The sequence below is a fragment of the Chryseobacterium wanjuense genome (assembly GCF_900111495.1).
GTDB classification, from domain to species: Bacteria; Bacteroidota; Bacteroidia; order Flavobacteriales; family Weeksellaceae; genus Chryseobacterium; species Chryseobacterium wanjuense.
In genome coordinates, this window is record NZ_FOIU01000002.1 from 201,458 (window position 1) to 221,365 (window position 19,908).

A 19,908-nucleotide genomic window follows, 5' to 3' on the forward strand; every position below is an offset into this window, starting at 1 on the left:
AGTTGACTTTGGGATTTTACTTATATATAAGCAGATCTTATCTGTTTACCATATCGATATAATCTCTTTGCTTAGCACCTTGATATACCTGTCTTGGTCTTCCGATAGGGTCTCCTTTCAATCTCATTTCTTTCCACTGAGAAATCCATCCCGGAAGTCTTCCTAATGCAAACATTACCGTGAACATTTCTGTAGGAATTCCTAATGCTCTGTAGATAATACCTGAATAGAAATCTACGTTTGGATATAGTTTTCTTTCTACGAAGTACTCGTCTTCAAGCGCTACTTTTTCCAACTGCATTGCGATGTCAAGAGCTTTATCCTGAATTCCTAGTGCGTTAAGAATATCGTCAGCAGCTTTTTTAATGATTTTAGCTCTTGGGTCGAAGTTTTTGTATACTCTGTGTCCGAATCCCATTAGACGGAAGCTGTCATTTTTGTCTTTAGCTTTTGCTACCCACTTGTTAACATCTCCACCATCTTTTTCGATCAGCTCAAGCATTTCGATTACTGCCTGGTTTGCACCACCGTGAAGTGGCCCCCAAAGTGCAGAAACCCCTGCAGAGATAGAAGCGAAAAGACCAGTGTGAGCAGACCCTACCATTCTTACTGTAGAAGTAGAACAGTTTTGCTCGTGGTCAGCGTGAAGGATTAATAATTTATCTAAAGCTTCAACAACCACAGGATTCACTTCAAAATCCTGATTAGGCATTCTGAAAGTCATTTTGTAGAAGTTTTCTACGTAGTTCAGATTGTTGTCTCCGTGGTTCAGTGGCAAGCCTTGCGTTTTTCTGTAAGTCCACGCGCAAAGGTGAGAGAATTTTGCGATCATCAATTCAGCCGCAAGATCCATTTCTTCTTTAGAATTTACATTAACAGCTTTAGGATTAAAGGCCGTTAAAGCAGAAGTTAAAGAAGATAAAACTCCCATAGGGTGAGCAGAACGAGGGAAAGCGTCGATTAGCTTTTTCATTTCCTCTGCTACGAAATTATATTTTTTAATGTTATTCTCAAAAGAAGTGTACTGATCCTTAGTCGGTAATTCACCTTGTAATAAAAGGTACATTACTTCAGTAAAGTTAGACTTTTCAGCAATCTGCTCGATAGGATATCCTCTGTAGAATAGTTCTCCTTTATCCCCGTCTAAGTAAGTGATGTCGCTAAGTGTAGCTCCGGTATTTTTGTAACCTAAATCTAAAGTGATTAAACCTGTCTGGTCTCTTAATTTTGAAATATCGATCCCTCTGTCTCCGATAGTACTATCCACGATTGGATATTCATATGAATTACCGTCGTAATTCAATATTACTTTGTTGTCTGACATTATTTAATTTATTTTTTTTTAAATATACTACTTATTACAAAATACGGCAAACTAAAAATTTCGCTTGCCGTTATTTATAAATTCAATTATCTTTTTACCTTAAATGCTTCTAATCCTGGGAAAATTGCAGTTTCGCCAAGCGCTTCTTCGATTCTTAAAAGCTGGTTGTATTTTGCCATTCTGTCTGATCTTGAAGCAGATCCTGTTTTGATCTGTCCGCAGTTCATTGCCACTGCCAAATCAGCAATTGTAGAATCTTCAGTTTCTCCTGATCTGTGAGACATTACAGAAGTGAATTTGTTGTGCTGAGCCATTTGTACGGCAGCCATTGTTTCAGAAAGAGAACCGATCTGGTTTACTTTTACAAGGATTGAGTTGGCAATGCCTTCTTTCACCCCTCTTGATAATCTTTCAACATTCGTTACGAATAAATCATCACCTACCAACTGTACTCTGTCACCGATTTTATCCGTTAACATTTTCCATCCTTCCCAGTCGTTTTCCTGCATACCGTCTTCGATAGAGATGATCGGATATTTCGCCGCCAATTCCGCAAGGTAAGAAACCTGCTCGCTACTTGAAAACTGCGCTGCATCCGGAGTCTGGAATTTTCTGTAATCATAAACTCCGTCTTTGTAGAATTCTGAAGCGGCACAGTCTAGCGCCAACATAATGTCGTCACCCGGCTTGTAACCTGCTTTTTCAATCGCCTGAAGCAAAGTATCCAAAGCATCTTCAGTTCCTTTGAAAGTCGGTGCAAAACCACCTTCGTCACCTACAGCTGTAGAAAGACCTCTTGAATGAAGAATAGATTTTAAGTTATGGAAAATTTCAGTTCCTTTTCTCAAAGCGTGAGAGAAAGAATCTGCTTTTACCGGCATGATCATGAATTCCTGAAACGCGATAGGTGCGTCAGAGTGAGAACCTCCGTTGATCACGTTCATCATCGGAACAGGAAGTGTGTTTGCATTAACCCCGCCAACATATTTGTATAAAGGCATTTTCAATTCTGCAGCAGCAGCCTTGGCAGCAGCCAAAGAAACCCCAAGAATTGCATTTGCTCCGATATTTCCTTTATTTTTAGTTCCGTCTAGGTCAATCATGATCTGATCGATCAAATTCTGATCATAAACAGGAAGACCCACCAATTCAGGCGCAATCACCTCTCTTACATTCTCAACAGCCTTAAGAACACCTTTCCCCATATATTCTGAACCGCCATCACGCAGTTCCACCGCCTCATGTTCTCCAGTAGAAGCTCCAGAAGGTACCGCAGCACGTCCCATCGCACCACTCTCCGTGAATACATCTACTTCAACTGTAGGATTTCCTCTAGAATCTAAAATTTGTCTCGCCTCAATGTAAGAAATGTAACTCATTTTTTATTTTTTTATAGTTCCCACAAATTTAATCAATTTTTAACTTTTGAAAGCACCGCGGAACCAATTTATACGTTTATTCTGAGTTAAATTTTAGTTAATTTTAATATTATGATAATTCAAGGTTTCAAACCATAAAAAACCTTCTTCGAAATTGAATCGAAAAAGGTTTTAAAAACTTATTTATAATGCCTTGTGTTTTTTTACTTGTAATGAGAATTATAATTTCACTTTGCCTAACCCGATCAGAAGATTTAAAGCGACAATTACATTTCCGTCTTTTTTATACTCTCCTTCAAAATCTCTTCCGAAAGAAAATGTAAGCCTTTGATTTTTGGCTACTTCATATTCAAAATTCAGCAGGAACTTCCATGAGGATTCGTAATCGGACTTGTTGAGGATACTTCTGTAAATACATTCACCGCTCATCAGAAATTTTTTATTAAAAAAATTAAGAGCATATCTTGAACCCATATCCAATGTATGAAGATTTTCTTTTTTCAGTTCCGGATTTGCCAAAGGAGAATCCGGATTGTAGAGATAGCGCGTGATAAAAATAAGCGAAGAAGATGATTTTTCCCAGTTCCAGCCGCCTGTAAGCCAAGCTCCGGTTTTTGAGATCTGAGAATTATCAAACTTATTATTTCTGAAATCTACAACCGTTCCCATAGAAAGATCTAAGTAAAAACCATAACGATCCAGTTTTATCTTTCCGGCTTCTTCTTTTATCTTTTCCTGATAAATTTGTCTTTCATTTTTAGAGGCTGCAATTGTTTCATCGGATATTTGTTTATCAATCGTTTTTATTTTTTCGCTTAATTCCTTATACTTTTTAGAGTTTTCATCCTTTATTTCATTTCTTTCCAATACAAACTTTTTCCTTTCTTCAAACAAAGCAGAGATTTTCCCTTCATGATCTGTGATTGCAATTTCTTGCATTTTCTTTTGATAAAATTCAATCTTATCTAAAGCAGCTATTGTTTTATTATTTAAATTTCCCCTTTTTAAAGAAAATTTGACTCCTAATCCTAATCTTGATCTTGCTTCAATACTTTCCTCCAAATCTTCCTCAATCTTCTTGAAAGCAAATGACGTAACAAAACTTTGTTTAAATCCTTCTGAAAAACTTGGTGTTTTCTTTCTTAAATCCTGATAGTTTCCCCCTAGTTTAAAGGGCGCAACATCTATCGCAAAAGAAGAGGGAAGCGTGGAGAAATTATCTGAACTTTCCCTTAATGATACCATTAAAGCATTCACGTCGGTGGGTTTCTCAATTTCTGAATTGGCTATTCCCAGTAAGTTGGCCGCCGGAGAAGACTGCGCTCTCAATAAATCTAAATTGATCTCATCATCCTGACAAAAATAAAATTGCGGAAATGAAATAAAAAATACCCAAACAATATATCGAATCGTTTTCATGATTATAGTTTTTAATAAAATGTGATGTAATGCGTAAAACTGGAAGTTCCAGCTTCACCGACATTGATCGTATGTTGATCTTTGTACACCTGCTTCGATCCAATTTTAATTTTCACAGTCAGGATTGTATCATTTTGATCCGGATTTCCGTTTGTATCAGTAATATTTGACTCAATATCTAATATCTGACCCGCCAAATTCTTGCATTGACCAATGCTGATATTTTCTGTTGACTGAGAAATAAACTTCGGCTGCTCAGCAGTTTTTAAAATTTTAAGTGTTGATGATCCTTTCTGGTCTTCTCCGCCAAAGAAAATCGAAACCAGGATATTATCATTCTCATTAAAATCAGATAAAAAAATATCTTTTATTGCAACATAATGGTTATTATTATTCACTGCATCAGTAAGATAATTCATCATGCTCAATTGTTGAATTTTAAAATTCAGTAATTGTGTTTGTGCATTTAAAATCCTTGCTGATTGATTCTTTTTTGTGCTCATGACTTTATTCTTTAAGGTTATTCAATTGATTATTGTTTGCTTGGTGAAGGCGCCAAAAGTCCCGCCAATGCTCCGATTGACCCTGAGGATATTGCCGTAAAGATCGTAAGTACCTGTGCATTTATTTGATTTCCACCTTCATTCATAGACATCACTGTAAGTGTTATGACAATTGTAAGGATGATCAAGCCAAATGATAAGACAATTATTCTATAGATCCAGGAATCTGTATCTTTTGGATTTGTGGTGATATTTTCTGCAGCTTTCACAGGATTTTCACGAAATTCCTGCTGCAAATTGGGATTATTGTTTAAAGCTGTCTTAAAATCTTCAAATGTGTTATCAATTGTAGTTTTCATGGTTATTAGTTTTTAGTTTTATACCTCAAAGTTCCATTTAAAAAAGCTTCTTGTCAATTACACAAACGGGTGATTCTGACAACAAAAAACAGCACCATAAAAATGGTGCTGTTTTATATTTAAGTTTAAAAAATTAATTATAAATCTATCCTGAAAAACAAATGTGTTCCGTTTTCTGTGGTCACTTCGCACTGCCCGTTTTGTTCCAGCATTCTGCGTTTCATATTTCTGAGTCCGTTTCCTTCGGGGTTTTCGTGATCGATTCCGATTCCGTTGTCGGAGATTTCCATTTTGAATTCTTTATCGTTTTGTATAAACGAAAGTTTTAGTTGATCGGCTTTACTATGTTTGTAGGCATTATTCAGAGCCTCTTTTAGACATAGAAATAAATTTCGTCTTTGCTCTGCTGAAATTGTAGTTTCAGGAATGGCATTTTCATTTTCAATAATGAGCCAGATTTTTGTTTTTTTAAGAAAATTGTGAGCATAAATTTTTGAGTAGTCAATAAAACTTCCCAAGGTATCATTCCCGGAATTCAGGTTCCAAAGCATTTCCCGCATCGAAAGATTCATTTCTTCTGAAGTTTTGAGGAGTTCTTCAATGTCGTTTTTTAATTCTCCATCGTTGGCTTTTTGTTTTAAAAATTCTGCCTGAAGTTTTAAGGCGGAAATTCCCGCTCCAAGATCGTCGTGCATATCGTGGGAAATTCTTTCGCGTTCCTGTTCTATCAATTTTTGTTTTTCGAGTTCTTTTTGGAGAAGCTGGTTTTGGTGTTCGGATTCTTTGAGCTGTTTTTCTTTTATGTAGAGTAGCTGCCTTCTGTTGTACATCAAAACAACAAAAATGATGAAGACAACGAAAAATAACATTACAATCGTGATGATAATGTAAGTCAGTTTTATTTCATTAAGATTTTCATTATTCATCATGGTTTTTGCTGTATTTTAATAATGAAACAAAAAACGAAATGTAAAAAAATATATTAATCACAAAAAAGAAAGATTGCGAAATAATTAAAGTTCCATGATCTACTTCATTAAATAAATATCTCGGAATAATTCTTAAAATAAAAAAAACACCCCAAAATAAAAATCCGCAGGAAACCCAGAATTTCGGATCATCCATAATGCTTTTTTCATTCGGGTGGCTGAGTTTTCCGTAAAACCAAATCAGACTGTAAAGAATAAACACCAGTGAAAACGAAATTCCGATGATCTGATTAACTTCCTGATATTCTTTAAATATGAAAAATAAAAAAATAAGCATAAAAACCGCAAAAACAATGGTATTAAGTTTTACTATAAATTTATTCTGTTCACGATTAAAGTACATCATAAAAAACAACGGACAAAACAGGAAATAAATATTGTACAAAAAACCAAATCCGGAACTGCTTCCAAAAACGATCTGGAAGATAAACATTACAAACTCCAGTACAAAGCTTATCCCCAGATACAGCCACAAAAATTCCTGCTGCTTCCCTCCTTTTTTTATACAAAGATATAATGAGAAGGAAGCAACAAGAAATAAAACAAGTAAATATATTAATTGAAAAATTGAATACATTATGGCTGCATATTACCTATATCATAATAATCACCAGGCCCCACAGTATTGATCTTTTGGAAAGCAAGTGATAGCCTATTTTGATTTCTAGATTGGCTTAAATAGTCTGTGACCTCTTGAGATGGGGAGTTTATATTACAATTTTTATCAATACAAATTAGTCTTACATTAAAAGTTGAATTAGAAGGTAATTCATTTCTGAAGTCCTTGACTTTCTTTGCCGAGAAAGTTATGTACTCAGTTATAGCATTAAATGTTGTATTCTGTCTAATTGTACTCCCTACTCTAGTTAAAAACCTATTTCTGATGTTAGCATAATCATCATTAGTTAAAGTGATTTTTTGTAATACATTAGAATCATTAACTATATAGGCGTTATATGCTACACTATTAAAGTCAAAATCAATAAGGTCGTTTTTATTACAGTTGATAATTATGTAATATAGTGTATGTTGAAGATTATTTATTGGTATCTCTAATTCAGTCTGTAAAGACACTGTATCTATAAAACAAAAATGAACGAAGTCAAATTCCAAATTAATATTTTTAAAAGAAGTCGTATCTATCACAAAATCTTTCAATTCTACGTCACTATCTTTTCCAAAAATTACTTTTGAGGCTTTATTTCTCATACAAACAACTTGCTGCTCAGAAAGTCTATAATTAAAAAAGAAGTCGACCAATGAATATTTTTCTATTTCAATACAAGGCATTTCAATAATACTTTGTATTAAATCAAGTTTAACTTGATGACAATCAAATTCTTCTGGATTCTTCATGGTTTTTAGTTTTTAAAATGGTTAAATTTATTAATAGCCTCCACTTTATTGTTAACGTGAAGTTTTCTGTAGATATTTCCGACGTGTTTTTTTACGGTATCGATGCTGATGAATTTTTTATCGGCGATTTCCTTGTAAAGAAGGCCCTGAGACAGAAGCTCCAGAATTTCCTTTTCGCGGTCGGTGAGTTCATCGAAGCCTTGTACTTCTGGAAGTTTTCTTTCAAAATGCTGTAGAACTTTCCGGGCAATGGAAAAACTCATCGGTGCACCGCCATTGTAAACATCGCGGATCGAAGAAAGAATCTTATCCATGCTTTCCCCTTTGATGAGATAGCCGGTAGCTCCCGCTTTCAAAGAATTGAAAATTTTCTCGTCCTCTTCAAAGCTTGTACACATGATAAACTGGGTCTTCGGCATTTCCTTTTTGAGTTTTTCGATGATTTCGATTCCGAGCATATCTTGCAGCTGAATGTCCATCATAACAACGTCCGGGGAAATGTCAGAGAGGTTTTTCAGCGCCTCATTCCCATCAAAAAACTGGGCAACAACTTTCATATCATCCTGATAATTGATGATTTTCTTCAACGCATTGTTGTAGTTTTTTTCGTCTTCTACTATGGCTATGGAAATGCTCATGCTTTTATTTTTGTTTAAGACAAATTTCAACAGAAAATAGAGGAGAATCAATTACACGTTTGTGTAATTTTAAAGTTCGAGTTTCCGTTTATTGGTTTAGTTTTTGTTTTTACTAAATTTAATCAAAATTTTTTACTATTTATCATATTAAATAATCAATATAACAAAAAAATAAATATCATGAAAAAAGGGTTTTTAATCGGGTTTTCAGCAATTGCTTTATCAGTGATAAGCTGTAAAAAAACTGAAAGTGGAAATAAAAATGTGCTAAAATCAGACAGCTCAGGAGCTATATTAGCAGATAACGGAAAGGTAGATTCCACCATTCATTATGAAACTGATGTGAATGGAAAAAAATATTTGAAAACAGATTACGTTTATAAAGCTACCGATGGGAGCCTTGTAAAAGTAGTTTTCAACTATGAAGAAAAAACAATGAGTGTCAGAAGTAACAATAAAACTTTTATCCTAAATAAAATAGAATCTAAAGGAGACGAAACTACATACGAAAAAATGGATATGAAAGCGACTGTAAAAGGTGACAGCCTGATTTTGGATCAAGGAAATAACATTATTCAACTGGTAAAAACGAAAATCTAATTTAAATATAAATCCGACTTAGAAATAAAGTCGGATTTTTTGTGTCTAGATTTTATCTTGTTAATACATTTAAAATCGGCTCTTCTATTGTAGAAACAGACTTCTGAATACTTTCATTAATCTGATCAAAAATAACAATCTCGTTTTTGCCCTTTCTTAACCAAACTCCGGGAATGTATAAAGTCTGTTGAGGACCAACTCTCCAAAATCTTCCAAGATTTTTACCATTAATGAAAATCAATCCTTTCCCCCAATTCTGCATATCAATGAAAGTGTCTCCAGTTTCATTTACATCAAATTCTCCACGATAAATTGTCGGTAAGTTTTTCAATTGTTGATAGGCATCAGGATTTATTGGTTTTGTTTTGATAGAAGAAGCAAAATGATCAGGAAAAGGAAGTTTGGTCATTTCCCACGTCCCATTGATTTCCTTACCGTCAATTTTCACTGGTGAAATAATTCCTTTTGTATTTTGATTAATTTGAGCATCATAATTTATCCGTCCCCAATTTTCCACCAAAATTTCTAAGTTGGAATTTTTAGGAATTTCAATTGACATTTCGTAGCTGTTGAAAAACCGATTCAGTTCACCCATTTTTTTACCATTGAGATAAACCGTTGCATAATCTCTCAATCCGCTTACATTAAGCTTACCATTGATGGCTTCATCAAAATGATGACGGTACAAAACATAGCCATATCCCTGGTTTAATTCTTCAAAAGTTAAAGGCTTTTCTGCTTTTACCGTTTCCTGTGTTTTAGAATAATCAAATAAATTATATAGTTTATCAAACTTGATATTTTGTATTGAAATTGTTTTAATCGGCGCTGGTACTTCAGGAAGTTTTTCCTTAGAATACTTTGCCATTACATTACGAATCGAATCATATTTTGGTGTTCGCCAACCTGCTTCTGAAATGGGTGCATCGTAATCATAAGATGTAAGATCCGGCTGAATATCGTGTTCTTTATTATAATTTGCACCAGAAGTGTAGCCAAAATTTGTTCCGCCGTGAATCATGTAATAATTAAATGAAATTCCATTTTTCAGAAAATTCTCGGTCAGTTGCACTGTTTCTCTTATTCTTGTTCTTGGAAAACCTTCTCCCCAATGCATTAGCCAGCCCGGATAAAATTCTGCAATCATATAAGGACCTTTATTTTCATGGAATTTGTTGACAACTGTTTTTAATTTATCAATATTTTTTTCACCATTAGCTGCTGGCAAAGCTCCATCAATATGACCGCTCTCAAAGAAATCTGAAACATCAGAAGTGTACATCGGAACATTAAAACCTACATCTTTAATTTGCTTGACAATTTTATTAACATAAGATCTATGCAGTTGTTCAGAAATATCTTTTCGTTGAAATGCAAAAAGTCCAAATTCGTTTTCTGCCTGTACCATGATAATTGGGCCCCCTTTTGTGATTTGCAGATCTTTTACCTGATCATACAATTGAGAAAGATATTGTCGGTTTCTTTCTAAAAACTGTTCGTTGTCTTCTCTTATTTTTAATCCTTTAATATTTTGAAGCCACCATGGATATCCCCCAAACTCCCATTCTGCACAAACATAAGGACCAGGACGAAGGATGACATACAAACCAACCTCTTCAGCCGTTTTAATGAATTGTCTTAGATCCTTTTGTCCGGACCAATCCCATTTTCCCGGCGCTTCTTCATGATAGTTCCAAAAGACATAGGTTGCAACAGCATTCAGTCCCATCGCTTTCATCATTAATAAACGATGTTTCCAATATTCTTTAGGAACTCTGGGATAGTGCATTTCTCCGGAATGGATCTCGATCGATTTCCCATTTAATAGAAACTGACCGTTTTTAATTTCAAAAGATTTTTGGGTGCTTTGGGAAAAAAAGAATACTCCCCATAATAAAATAAAAAACAGAATAGTTTTTGTTTTTAATTTTTCCATCGTGATTTTTTGTTTTCACTAATTTATAAAATAAAACTATACAATAATGTAACAAAGGAACCAAAGATCATAAATACGAATATTATCCATAAAACAAAAAACCGTTCAGAAAATCTGAACGGTTTTTATTTATATCTGATGAATATTATTCTTCAGTTTTTTCCTCAGTAGAGTCTGCAGCTTCAGCCTTTGGAGCTTCTGCTTTTTCTTCTACTACAGGAGCTTCAGCAACTACAGTTTCTGCTTTTTTAGCAGTTGTAGATCTTCTGCTTCTTCTTGTAGCTTTTTTCTCTTCAGCATTAGGATTGTAAAGTTCGTTGAAATCAACTAGCTCGATAAGAGCCATATCAGCAGCATCACCTGGTCTGAAACCTGTTTTGATGATTCTTGTATAACCACCGTTTCTTTCAGCGATTTTAGGAGCTACTGTTCTGAAAAGCTCAGTAACTGCCTCTTTACTTTGAAGATATGAAAAAACAATTCTTCTATTGTGTGTAGTATCTTCTTTTGCTTTTGTTAATAGAGGTTCAACATATACTCTTAAAGCCTTAGCTTTAGCAACAGTAGTGTTGATTCTTTTATGCTCAATTAGAGAACAAGCCATATTAGAAAGTAAAGCACTTCTATGAGAAGCCGTTCTTCCTAAGTGATTGAATTTTTTACCGTGTCTCATTATTAATTATTTATCAGCGTCTAACTTATATTTTGCAACGTCGAAACCGAAGTTAAGACCTTTTGAATGCACTAATTCTTCTAGTTCTGTCAAAGATTTTTTACCAAAATTTCTGAATTTCATCAAATCAGACTTACTGTAAGAAACCAATTCTCCAAGAGTTTCTACTTCAGCCGCTTTCAGACAGTTTAGGGCTCTTACGGAAAGATCCATATCTGCTAATTTAGATTTAAGTAATTGTCTTGTATGAAGAGTTTCTTCATCGTATTGGATAGATGCTTTCACGGCTTCCGTTTCAAGAGTGATTCTCTCATCAGAGAACAACATGAAGTGATAAATTAATATCTTAGAAGCTTCTGTTAAAGCATTCTGAGGACTGATAGATCCGTCAGTTTCTATATCTAATACAAGTTTTTCGTAGTCTGTTTTTTGCTCTACACGATAATTTTCAATGCTGTATTGTACTTTCTTAATTGGCGTGAAAATAGAGTCGATCGCAATAGTACCTACAGGTGCATTGTTTGACTTATTTTGTTCAGAAGGTACATACCCTCTTCCTTTTTCTATGTTGAAAGTAATTTCGAAAGTTACATCACTGTTTAGGTTGCAGATCACAAGATCCGGGTTCAGCACCTCGAATCCGTTGATAGACTTCCCTAAATCTCCAGCAGTAATAACCGTTTGACCCGAAACCTTGGCAACAACCTGCTCATTAGCCTGGTTTTCTGCCGTAGCCTTTAATCTAACCTGCTTAAGGTTAAGAATAATTTCGGTAACATCTTCGATTACTCCTGGAATAGTTGAAAATTCGTGCTCTACACCTTCTATTTTGATAGATGAAATAGCATAACCTTCCAGAGAAGAAAGCAACACTCTTCTCAAAGCATTACCGATTGTAAGCCCGAAACCTGGTTCTAGTGGTCTGAATTCAAATTGACCTCTAAATTCATCAGAGTTAAGTAAAATTACTTTATCGGGTTTTATGAATTGTAAAATTGCCATATTATTGGGTTGAGCAAAAATTTGATTAAAAAATTATTTAGAGTAAAGTTCGACGATAAGCTGTTCCTTGATGTCTTCCGGAATTTGGATTCTTTCAGGAGCAGAAACGAAAGTACCTTCTTTCTTCTCATCGTTGAATTGTAACCACTCATAATTTGCTTTAGAAGCTAATGCGTTTGTAACAACTTCAAGAGACTTAGATTTTTCTCTTACAGCGATTACATCACCAGCTTTTAGCAAATAAGATGGAATATTTACTAGTTCTCCGTTCACAGTGATGTGTCTGTGAGAAACCAATTGTCTAGCAGCAGATCTTGTTTTAGCAAAACCGAATCTGTACACTACGTTATCCAATCTAGATTCGCAAAGTTGTAATAGAACTTCCCCTGTTACACCTTTACTTCTGTGTGCTTTATCGAATAAGTTAGCAAACTGTCTTTCTAAAATACCATAAGTATATTTAGCTTTTTGCTTCTCAGCCAACTGAACTGCGTATTCAGATTTTTTAGCACCTCTTCTCTTGTTAGGACCGTGTTGTCCTGGCGGTTGGTTTTTTCTTTTCTCGAAGTTTTTGTCATCTCCGTAGATTGCAGCACCAAACTTTCTAGCAATCTTAGTCTTAGGTCCAATATATCTTGCCATAATGGGTAAATTCTAAAAATTAAACTCTTCTTCTTTTTGGTGGTCTACATCCATTGTGTGGCATAGGAGTCACATCAATGATTTCGCTAACTTCAATTCCTGAATTGTGAATAGATCTGATAGCAGATTCTCTACCTGCACCAGGTCCTTTTACAAACACCTTTACTCTTCTTAGTCCAGCTTCGTGAGCTACAGCAGAGCAATTTTCAGCTGCCATTTGAGCAGCAAATGGAGTATTCTTTTTAGAACCTCTGAAGCCCATTTTACCAGCAGAAGCCCAAGAGATAACCTCTCCGTTTTTATTTGTTAAAGAAATGATGATGTTATTGAAAGAAGCTTGAATATGCGCTTCACCAATAGCTTCAACTTTTACTTTTCTTTTCTTAACTACTTTAGTTTGTTTTGCCATAATTCCTAACGATTATTTACTAGCTTTTTTCTTGTTAGCAACAGTTTTTCTCTTTCCTTTACGGGTTCTCGAGTTGTTTTTCGTTCTCTGGCCTCTTAAAGGTAATCCTAGTCTGTGACGTATTCCTCGTTGGCATCCTATGTCCATCAATCTCTTGATGTTCAATTGCACTTCAGATCTTAATTCTCCTTCTACTTTTACGTTTTCAGAGATATATGTTCTGATTGCAGCCAATTCATCGTCATTCCATTCGTTGACTTTCTTATCTTCGCTGATACCGGCAGCCTTAAGGATTTCTGAAGAAGTACTTCTTCCGATTCCGTAGATGTAAGTTAAACCGATAACGCCTCTTTTGTTTTTTGGTAAATCAATACCTGCAATTCTCGCCATAATTTAATGTTAGCCTTGTCTTTGTTTAAATTTTGGGTTCTTCTTGTTGATTACAAACAGTACACCTTTTCTGCGTACGATTTTGCACTCAGCACTTCTTTTTTTAATTGATGCTCTAACTTTCATTTTGATAGTATTTATTTTTCAACAATAGCCAAATGGAACGCATCGCTCCATTTGGCAGATTGTTTTAATATCTAAATGTAATTCTCCCTTTTGTCAAATCATAGGGAGACATTTCTAATTTTACCTTGTCTCCAGGTAAAAGTTTAATATAATGCATTCTCATTTTCCCTGAAATATGTGCAATAAGGACATGCCCATTTTCCAGTTCTACACGGAACATGGCGTTCGAAAGTGCTTCCACGATCACGCCATCTTGTTCAATATGTTTTTGTTTCGCCATAAATTAATATCCAGTCGTTCTTGATAATTTAGACTGCATTAAGCCATCATAGTGATGGTTCAGCAGATATGTATTAATCTGTTGAACAGTATCTAAAATTACTCCAACCATAATCAATAGTGATGTTCCCCCGAAAAATAGGGCGAACGCATCTGTCTGAACAAAGCTTCCGTGTACTATTGCCGGAAGGACTGCAAAGATAGATAAAAAAATTGCACCAGGCAAGGTAATTTTTGATAAAATATCATCTAAATAATCAGCGGTCTCTTTTCCGGGTCTTACCTTCGGTACTAAACCTCCATTTCTCTTCAAATCATCAGCCATTTGGTTTACCGGAATTGTGATCGCAGTATAGAAGAATGAGAAAATAATAATTAATAGCGCAAACAATACATTGTATTGCCAGCTAAAAACATTCTTGAAACCTGCAAGAAAAGTATTAGACTCATCTACTTTCGTTAATAAACCTGGTACGAACATCAATGCCTGAGCAAAAATGATCGGCATTACACCGGCAGCATTAACTTTCAATGGAATCCATTGTCTTGCTCCTTGCATAAGATTTCTATTTACACCTCCTCTTGCTTGAGCTCTGCTTACATATTGAATTGGAATTTTTCTAACAGCAACTGATAAAATCACTGCTAAAAGAACAACCAACATCCAGAACAATACTTCAATAAGGATCATGATAGATCCCATTCCTCCTTTTCCGTTCTGCACAGCCATTTCCTGTACGAATGCTTCCGGTAGTCTTGAAAGAATCCCCACCATAATAAGGATGGAGATACCGTTTCCGATACCTTTGTCGGTGATTTTCTCACCCAACCACATTGCGAATACTGAACCGGCAACCAAAATAACGATACTTGGTAACCAGAACATGATAGAATTTGGTTCTACATAATATGCAGACTGGAACTGAGCATATGGTAAGAATAATTGAGTAATAGAAGTTAAATAAGAAGGTGCCTGCACTAGACAAACTCCGATAGTTAACCATCTTGTAATTTGGTTCAATGTATTTCTACCTGACTCTCCATCTTTCTGAAGTTTCTGAAGATAAGGAATAGCCATCCCCATCAACTGAACAATAATAGAAGCAGAAATATAAGGCATGATTCCTAACGCCATCACGGAAGCGTGGCTGAAAGCTCCTCCCGTAAATGACGAAAGCAAGCCAAGAAGACCTGCTCCTTGCTTGTTTCCGCCTTGATTTTTATAATGCTCTAAGAGATCTCCTACTTCCGCAAGGTTGATTGCAGGCAGAGAGATATAAGATGCGAATCTATACACAAGGATAATACCTAAAGTGAAGATAATTTTATCTCTAAGTTCCTTTAAGCTCCAAATATTTTTTAAGGTTTGTATAAATTCTTTCATTAGTTACTATTATAAGGTAATTGCTTTTCCACCTGCCTTAGTGATAAGTTCTTCGGCAGATTTAGTGAATTTGTCAGCTGAGATAGAAACCGCAGATTTCAATTCTCCTCTACCCATAATTTTCACTAATTCGTTTTTAGAAGCTAAACCGTTTGCTATCAAAACTTCTTTCGTGATCTCACCTGTAATAGATTTGTTCTCGATTAAAGTCTGGATAGAATCTAGGTTGATCGCTCTAAACTCTTTTCTGTTTACGTTTTTGAATCCGAATTTAGGTAATCTTCTTTGTAAAGGCATCTGACCTCCTTCAAAACCGATCTTCTGAGAATAACCGGCTCTTGCTTTCTGTCCTTTATGTCCTTTTGTAGCAGTACCTCCTTTTCCACTACCTTGTCCTCTACCAATTCTTTTTGAATTGAAAGTAGATCCTGCAGCAGGTTTTATGTTATTTAAATTCATTTTAATTTCTTTTGTTAAAAATTATTTTTGAACTTCAAGTAAATGACTAACTGCAGCTATCATTCCTAAGATAGAAGGAGTAGCTTCGTGTTCTACAACTTGGTGAAGTTTCTTAAATCCTAATGCTTCAAGCGTTCTCTTTTGGGTTTTTGTTCTACCAATAGCGCTTCTTACTTGCTTTACTTTGATTGTTGCCATTGTTTTAAATATTAACCGTTAAACACTTTAGTTAAAGAAACTCCTCTCATTCTAGCAATTTCTTCAGGTCTTCTGATATCCAATAACGCTTTGAAAGTAGCTTTCACCACGTTGTGCGGGTTTGAAGATCCTTTAGATTTTGATAGGATATCGTGAATACCAGCAGACTCAAGTACCGCTCTTACCGCACCTCCGGCGATAAGTCCTGTACCGTGAGAAGCAGGTCTTAAGAAGATATCTGCACCACCGTATCTAGCAGTAGTCTGGTGAGGAATTGTGTGGTTCATTACAGGAACTTTCACAAGGTTTTTCTTAGCGTCTTCAACTGCCTTAGCAATTGCAGAAGCAACCTCTTTAGATTTTCCTAATCCGTAACCGATAACTCCATCCTCGTTACCTACAACTACGATAGCAGAGAATCCGAAAGCTCTACCTCCTTTAGTTACTTTTGTTACTCTGTTAACAGCTACGAGACGATCTTTAAGTTCTAATCCTCCCGGTTTTACTCTTTCTATATTATCTAGTCCTAACATATTTTCCGAAATTTTAATGATTAGAATTTAAGTCCTCCTTCTCTCGCACCATCAGCCAAAGCTTTCACTCTTCCGTGATATACGAATCCGTTTCTATCAAATACAATATTTTCGATTCCTGCAGCTTTCGCTTTAGCAGCAATAGCTTTACCTACAGCAGCAGAAACTTCTGTCTTAGTGCCGTTAGCATCAACACCCTTCTCTCTTGAAGAAGCTGAAGCTAAAGTTTTTCCACTTTTATCGTCGATTAACTGAGCGTAAATTTCCTTATTACTTTTATATACAGATAATCTTGGCAATTCAGAAGATCCAGAGATTTTTCCTCTTACTCTTCTTTTGATTCTTATTCTTTTTTCTAATTTACTTAATGCCATTTTCTTATAATTTATTAAGCAGATTTACCAGCTTTACGTCTAACATTTTCTCCTACGAATCTTACACCTTTTCCTTTATATGGCTCAGGCTTTCTGAAAGAACGGATCTTTGCAGTAACCATTCCTAGAAGTTGCTTGTCATGAGACGTTAAAGTAATAATTGGGTTTTTACCTTTTTCAGTCAATGTATCAACTTTTACTTCGCTTGGAAGTTCTAATACGATACCGTGAGAGAATCCTAAAGCTAACTCAAGTTTTTGACCTGAGTGAGAAGCTCTGTATCCTACCCCTACTAATTCTAGTTTCTTTTCGAAACCTTCTGATACACCTACGATCATGTTGGCGATCAACGCTCTGTATAAACCGTGAAGCGCTTTGTGTTGTTTAGAATCAGATGGTCTGTTTACATTCAGTTCACCATCTTTTTGTTCTAAAGTAATTCCTGCTGTAAGTTCCTGAGAAAGTTCTCCTTTAGGTCCTTTTGCAGTTACTACACCGTTGTTTTCAGTGATTGTAACTCCTGCTGGAATTGTTATAATTGCTTTACCAATTCTTGACATTTTCCTTTGATTAAAAATTAATAAACATAGCAGATTACTTCACCGCCTACTTTCTCTTCTCTAGCTTTCTTGTCAGTCATTACTCCTCTAGAAGTAGAGATGATAGAAATACCCAAACCGTTTAGTACTCTTGGAAGTTCTCCTGAACCTTTGTACTGTCTTAGACCTGGTCTTGAAGCTCTTTGAATAGACTTAATAGCAGGTTTGTTGGTTTGCTTATCGTACTTTAAAGCGATTTTGATTGTACCTTGAACAGCGCTATCTTCAAACTTGTAGTTTAAGATATACCCTTGATCAAATAAAATCTTAGTAATCTCCTTTTTGATTTTCGATGCAGGAATTTCCACCACTTTGTGGCCTGCGCTTTGTGCGTTCCTTACTCTTGTTAGGAAATCTGAAATTGGATCTGTTACCATTTTTCTTTTTTAAAATTATTGGTTAAAGACAATCAGTATTGCAAAGACTTGAAGAGTAAAATATCAGACTTCAGAATTTCTTGGGTCTGATATTTTTATCTTTAGTATCTGAACAACTTAATTGTCCGGATTAATTATTAATTGTTACCAACTAGCTTTTTTCACTCCCGGGATAAGACCGTTGTTTGCCATTTCTCTGAAAGTTACTCTGGAAATACCGAACGTTCTCATGTATCCTCTTGGTCTACCTGTCAGTTTACATCTGTTGTGTAATCTTACAGGAGAAGCGTTTTTTGGAAGTTTTTGTAGTCCTTCGTAATCACCTGCTTCTTTAAGAGCTTTTCTTTTGTCAGCGTATTTAGCAACTAGTGCTTCTCTTTTGCGCTCACGCGCTTTCATTGATTCTTTAGCCATTTCTTAGTTCTTTTTAAATGGTAAACCGAAGTGAGTTAATAATGCTTTAGCTTCTTTATCTGTTTTCGCAGTTGTAACGAAAGTGATGTCCATCCCTTGGATTTTTTTCACCTTGTCGATTACGATCTCAGGGAAGATAATTTGCTCAGTAATACCTAAGTTATAATTACCTCTACCATCGAAACCATCAGCCTTGATACCAGAGAAATCTCTGATACGTGGCAATGCAGAAGCAGTAAGTCTGTCTAAGAATTCATACATTTTGTTTGCTCTTAGTGTAACTTTAGCACCTACCGGCATTCCTTTTCTTAGTTTGAAAGCAGCTTCGTCTTTCTTAGAGATCGTACCTACAGCTTTCTGACCAGTGATGTTCGTTAATTCTTCAACAGCATAATCGATGATTTTTTTGTCTGCAGTAGCATCTCCTAAACCTTGAGATAAGATGATTTTCTCTAATCTAGGTACTTGCATTACCGACTTGTATCCGAATTCTTCCATCATTGCAGGAACAATCGTTTCTTTATATGCTTTTTTGGGTCTTGCTATATATTCCATGTGTTATTTAAAATTATAAAGTTTCACCCGTTTTTTTGTTGATTCTTACTTTCTTATCTCCTTCGATTTTGTAACCGATTTTGATAGCTTTTCCGTCTTTACCAACTAAAGCTACGTTTGAGATATGAATAGAAGCTTCTCTTTCAACGATTCCTCCTTGAGGATTTGAAGCTGAAGGCTTAACGTGTTTTTTGATGATATTAAGTCCTGCAACAACTACTCTAGGGTCTTTTCCTTCTTTTTTGATCACTTCAATAACTTCACCAGTCTTACCTTTGATATCTTTCTTACCAGTAGTAATGATTACGTTATCTCCTCTTTTTATTTTTAACTTTGACATTTTTTTTAAAATTTTAAATATTAAAGTACTTCAGGAGCTAATGAAATGATTTTCATATATTCTTTGTCTCTCAACTCACGAGCAACTGGTCCGAAAACACGAGTTCCTCTCATTTCTCCCGCTGCGTTTAGTAATACACAAGCATTGTCTTCGAATTTGATGTACGAACCATCTTTTCTTCTAACTGCTTTTTTAGTTCTTACTACTACAGCTTTAGATACCTGACCTTTTTTAGCGTTTCCTGATGGTGTAGAATCTTTGATAGTAACAACGATTTTATCACCAACTGAAGCATATCTTCTTCTGGTTCCTCCCAGAACTCTGATAACCAATACTTCTTTAGCACCTGTATTATCAGCAACTTTTAATCTTGATTCTGTTTGTAACATTATTACTTAGCTTTTTCAATGATTCTTACTAATCTCCATCTTTTGTTTTTGCTCAAAGGTCTAGTTTCTTGAATAAGAACTGTATCTCCTTCTGTGCATTCGTTGTTTTCGTCGTGTGCAGTATATTTTTTCGTTTTCAAAACGAATTTACCGTACATCGGGTGCTTTACTCTTGTAGTTTCACTAACAACAATAGTTTTTTCCATTTTATTGCTGGAAACCACTCCGATTCTTTCTTTTCTTAAATTTCTATCCATTGTAA

General features: G+C 35.3%; 30 protein-coding genes. 1 reads left to right on the plus strand and 29 read right to left on the minus strand.

From position 1 onward, the window contains the following. Positions 1 to 37: 37 nt before the first annotated feature. The 9 genes from BMX24_RS12590 to BMX24_RS12630 form a co-directional block, all read right to left on the minus strand. Complete coding sequence (locus tag BMX24_RS12590; RefSeq protein WP_089793248.1) at positions 38 to 1,324, minus strand: citrate synthase; 1,287 nt, start codon at positions 1,322 to 1,324, stop codon at positions 38 to 40. 86 nt (positions 1,325 to 1,410) lie between these two features. After that, positions 1,411 to 2,703, minus strand: a complete 1,293-nt coding sequence (eno, locus tag BMX24_RS12595; protein ID WP_089793250.1) for a phosphopyruvate hydratase — start codon at positions 2,701 to 2,703, stop codon at positions 1,411 to 1,413. A 219-nt stretch (positions 2,704 to 2,922) separates the two neighbouring features. Continuing rightward, the gene (locus BMX24_RS12600) at positions 2,923 to 4,122 is read right to left on the minus strand and encodes a hypothetical protein (RefSeq protein ID WP_089793252.1); all 1,200 of its coding nucleotides are present in this window, start codon (positions 4,120 to 4,122) and stop codon (positions 2,923 to 2,925) included. An 11-nt stretch (positions 4,123 to 4,133) separates the two neighbouring features. Then, the gene (locus BMX24_RS12605; RefSeq protein WP_089793254.1) at positions 4,134 to 4,625 is read right to left on the minus strand and encodes a hypothetical protein; all 492 of its coding nucleotides are present in this window, start codon (positions 4,623 to 4,625) and stop codon (positions 4,134 to 4,136) included. A gap of 29 nt (positions 4,626 to 4,654) precedes the next feature. Beyond that, positions 4,655 to 4,984, minus strand: coding sequence for a hypothetical protein (locus BMX24_RS12610; protein WP_089793257.1), 330 nt, complete (start codon positions 4,982 to 4,984; stop codon positions 4,655 to 4,657). A 137-nt stretch (positions 4,985 to 5,121) separates the two neighbouring features. Further along, complete coding sequence (locus BMX24_RS12615; protein WP_228404840.1) at positions 5,122 to 5,913, minus strand: sensor histidine kinase; 792 nt, start codon at positions 5,911 to 5,913, stop codon at positions 5,122 to 5,124. Continuing rightward, positions 5,903 to 6,550, minus strand: a complete 648-nt coding sequence (locus BMX24_RS12620) for a hypothetical protein (protein WP_089793259.1) — start codon at positions 6,548 to 6,550, stop codon at positions 5,903 to 5,905. The genes BMX24_RS12615 and BMX24_RS12620 overlap by 11 nt, the downstream gene beginning before the upstream one ends. Beyond that, positions 6,550 to 7,329, minus strand: coding sequence for a hypothetical protein (locus tag BMX24_RS12625; RefSeq protein WP_089793261.1), 780 nt, complete (start codon positions 7,327 to 7,329; stop codon positions 6,550 to 6,552). The genes BMX24_RS12620 and BMX24_RS12625 overlap by 1 nt, the downstream gene beginning before the upstream one ends. 5 nt (positions 7,330 to 7,334) lie before the next feature. Continuing rightward, positions 7,335 to 7,967, minus strand: a complete 633-nt coding sequence (locus BMX24_RS12630; protein WP_089793263.1) for a response regulator — start codon at positions 7,965 to 7,967, stop codon at positions 7,335 to 7,337. Positions 7,968 to 8,147: 180 nt separating this feature from the next. Here BMX24_RS12630 and BMX24_RS12635 point away from each other — a divergent pair, with 180 nt between their 5' ends. Further along, positions 8,148 to 8,567: a hypothetical protein gene (locus BMX24_RS12635; RefSeq protein WP_089793265.1), complete on the plus strand. Its 420-nt coding sequence runs from the start codon at positions 8,148 to 8,150 to the stop codon at positions 8,565 to 8,567. A 52-nt stretch (positions 8,568 to 8,619) separates the two neighbouring features. Here BMX24_RS12635 and BMX24_RS12640 read toward each other — a convergent pair whose 3' ends face one another. From BMX24_RS12640 to rpsQ, 20 genes are all read right to left on the minus strand, one after another. After that, the gene (locus BMX24_RS12640; protein ID WP_089793267.1) at positions 8,620 to 10,503 is read right to left on the minus strand and encodes a glycoside hydrolase family 35 protein; all 1,884 of its coding nucleotides are present in this window, start codon (positions 10,501 to 10,503) and stop codon (positions 8,620 to 8,622) included. A 145-nt stretch (positions 10,504 to 10,648) separates the two neighbouring features. After that, the gene (gene rplQ, locus BMX24_RS12645; RefSeq protein ID WP_089793269.1) at positions 10,649 to 11,176 is read right to left on the minus strand and encodes a 50S ribosomal protein L17; all 528 of its coding nucleotides are present in this window, start codon (positions 11,174 to 11,176) and stop codon (positions 10,649 to 10,651) included. A 6-nt stretch (positions 11,177 to 11,182) separates the two neighbouring features. Continuing rightward, positions 11,183 to 12,178 (minus strand): DNA-directed RNA polymerase subunit alpha, encoded by a 996-nt coding sequence (locus BMX24_RS12650; RefSeq protein WP_076444020.1) that lies wholly within the window; start codon positions 12,176 to 12,178, stop codon positions 11,183 to 11,185. Positions 12,179 to 12,211: 33 nt separating this feature from the next. Further along, entirely contained in the window at positions 12,212 to 12,820 is a 609-nt protein-coding gene (gene rpsD / locus BMX24_RS12655; RefSeq protein ID WP_089793271.1) for a 30S ribosomal protein S4, read from the minus strand. A gap of 19 nt (positions 12,821 to 12,839) precedes the next feature. Next, a complete protein-coding gene (rpsK, locus tag BMX24_RS12660; RefSeq protein ID WP_002983263.1) occupies positions 12,840 to 13,229 on the minus strand; it encodes a 30S ribosomal protein S11 in 390 nt (129 codons plus the stop codon). A 12-nt stretch (positions 13,230 to 13,241) separates the two neighbouring features. After that, positions 13,242 to 13,619: a 30S ribosomal protein S13 gene (gene rpsM / locus BMX24_RS12665; protein ID WP_089793273.1), complete on the minus strand. Its 378-nt coding sequence runs from the start codon at positions 13,617 to 13,619 to the stop codon at positions 13,242 to 13,244. 9 nt (positions 13,620 to 13,628) lie between these two features. Then, on the minus strand, positions 13,629 to 13,745 hold the full coding sequence (gene rpmJ, locus BMX24_RS12670) for a 50S ribosomal protein L36 (RefSeq protein ID WP_089793275.1): 117 nt from the start codon (positions 13,743 to 13,745) through the stop codon (positions 13,629 to 13,631). Positions 13,746 to 13,809: 64 nt separating this feature from the next. After that, positions 13,810 to 14,025, minus strand: coding sequence for a translation initiation factor IF-1 (infA, locus tag BMX24_RS12675; RefSeq protein ID WP_089793277.1), 216 nt, complete (start codon positions 14,023 to 14,025; stop codon positions 13,810 to 13,812). A gap of 3 nt (positions 14,026 to 14,028) precedes the next feature. Beyond that, a complete protein-coding gene (gene secY / locus BMX24_RS12680; protein ID WP_089793279.1) occupies positions 14,029 to 15,408 on the minus strand; it encodes a preprotein translocase subunit SecY in 1,380 nt (459 codons plus the stop codon). Positions 15,409 to 15,417: 9 nt separating this feature from the next. After that, complete coding sequence (gene rplO / locus BMX24_RS12685; RefSeq protein WP_089793281.1) at positions 15,418 to 15,867, minus strand: 50S ribosomal protein L15; 450 nt, start codon at positions 15,865 to 15,867, stop codon at positions 15,418 to 15,420. A 21-nt stretch (positions 15,868 to 15,888) separates the two neighbouring features. Beyond that, positions 15,889 to 16,065, minus strand: a complete 177-nt coding sequence (rpmD, locus tag BMX24_RS12690; RefSeq protein ID WP_007839493.1) for a 50S ribosomal protein L30 — start codon at positions 16,063 to 16,065, stop codon at positions 15,889 to 15,891. 11 nt (positions 16,066 to 16,076) lie between these two features. Further along, positions 16,077 to 16,598, minus strand: a complete 522-nt coding sequence (rpsE, locus tag BMX24_RS12695; protein ID WP_062162717.1) for a 30S ribosomal protein S5 — start codon at positions 16,596 to 16,598, stop codon at positions 16,077 to 16,079. Positions 16,599 to 16,618: 20 nt separating this feature from the next. Beyond that, positions 16,619 to 16,972: a 50S ribosomal protein L18 gene (rplR, locus tag BMX24_RS12700; protein WP_089793283.1), complete on the minus strand. Its 354-nt coding sequence runs from the start codon at positions 16,970 to 16,972 to the stop codon at positions 16,619 to 16,621. A gap of 14 nt (positions 16,973 to 16,986) precedes the next feature. Further along, positions 16,987 to 17,532: a 50S ribosomal protein L6 gene (gene rplF / locus BMX24_RS12705; RefSeq protein ID WP_089793285.1), complete on the minus strand. Its 546-nt coding sequence runs from the start codon at positions 17,530 to 17,532 to the stop codon at positions 16,987 to 16,989. A gap of 17 nt (positions 17,533 to 17,549) precedes the next feature. After that, positions 17,550 to 17,948: a 30S ribosomal protein S8 gene (rpsH, locus tag BMX24_RS12710; RefSeq protein WP_089793287.1), complete on the minus strand. Its 399-nt coding sequence runs from the start codon at positions 17,946 to 17,948 to the stop codon at positions 17,550 to 17,552. Between the two features lie 144 nt (positions 17,949 to 18,092). After that, complete coding sequence (gene rpsN, locus BMX24_RS12715) at positions 18,093 to 18,362, minus strand: 30S ribosomal protein S14 (RefSeq protein WP_027387207.1); 270 nt, start codon at positions 18,360 to 18,362, stop codon at positions 18,093 to 18,095. A 3-nt stretch (positions 18,363 to 18,365) separates the two neighbouring features. Next, on the minus strand, positions 18,366 to 18,917 hold the full coding sequence (rplE, locus tag BMX24_RS12720; RefSeq protein ID WP_062162721.1) for a 50S ribosomal protein L5: 552 nt from the start codon (positions 18,915 to 18,917) through the stop codon (positions 18,366 to 18,368). A gap of 13 nt (positions 18,918 to 18,930) precedes the next feature. Next, positions 18,931 to 19,257, minus strand: a complete 327-nt coding sequence (gene rplX / locus BMX24_RS12725) for a 50S ribosomal protein L24 (RefSeq protein WP_089793289.1) — start codon at positions 19,255 to 19,257, stop codon at positions 18,931 to 18,933. Between the two features lie 20 nt (positions 19,258 to 19,277). Then, positions 19,278 to 19,646: a 50S ribosomal protein L14 gene (rplN, locus tag BMX24_RS12730; RefSeq protein ID WP_007839504.1), complete on the minus strand. Its 369-nt coding sequence runs from the start codon at positions 19,644 to 19,646 to the stop codon at positions 19,278 to 19,280. Between the two features lie 2 nt (positions 19,647 to 19,648). Beyond that, a complete protein-coding gene (gene rpsQ, locus BMX24_RS12735; RefSeq protein WP_042720938.1) occupies positions 19,649 to 19,903 on the minus strand; it encodes a 30S ribosomal protein S17 in 255 nt (84 codons plus the stop codon). Positions 19,904 to 19,908: the final 5 nt, after the last annotated feature.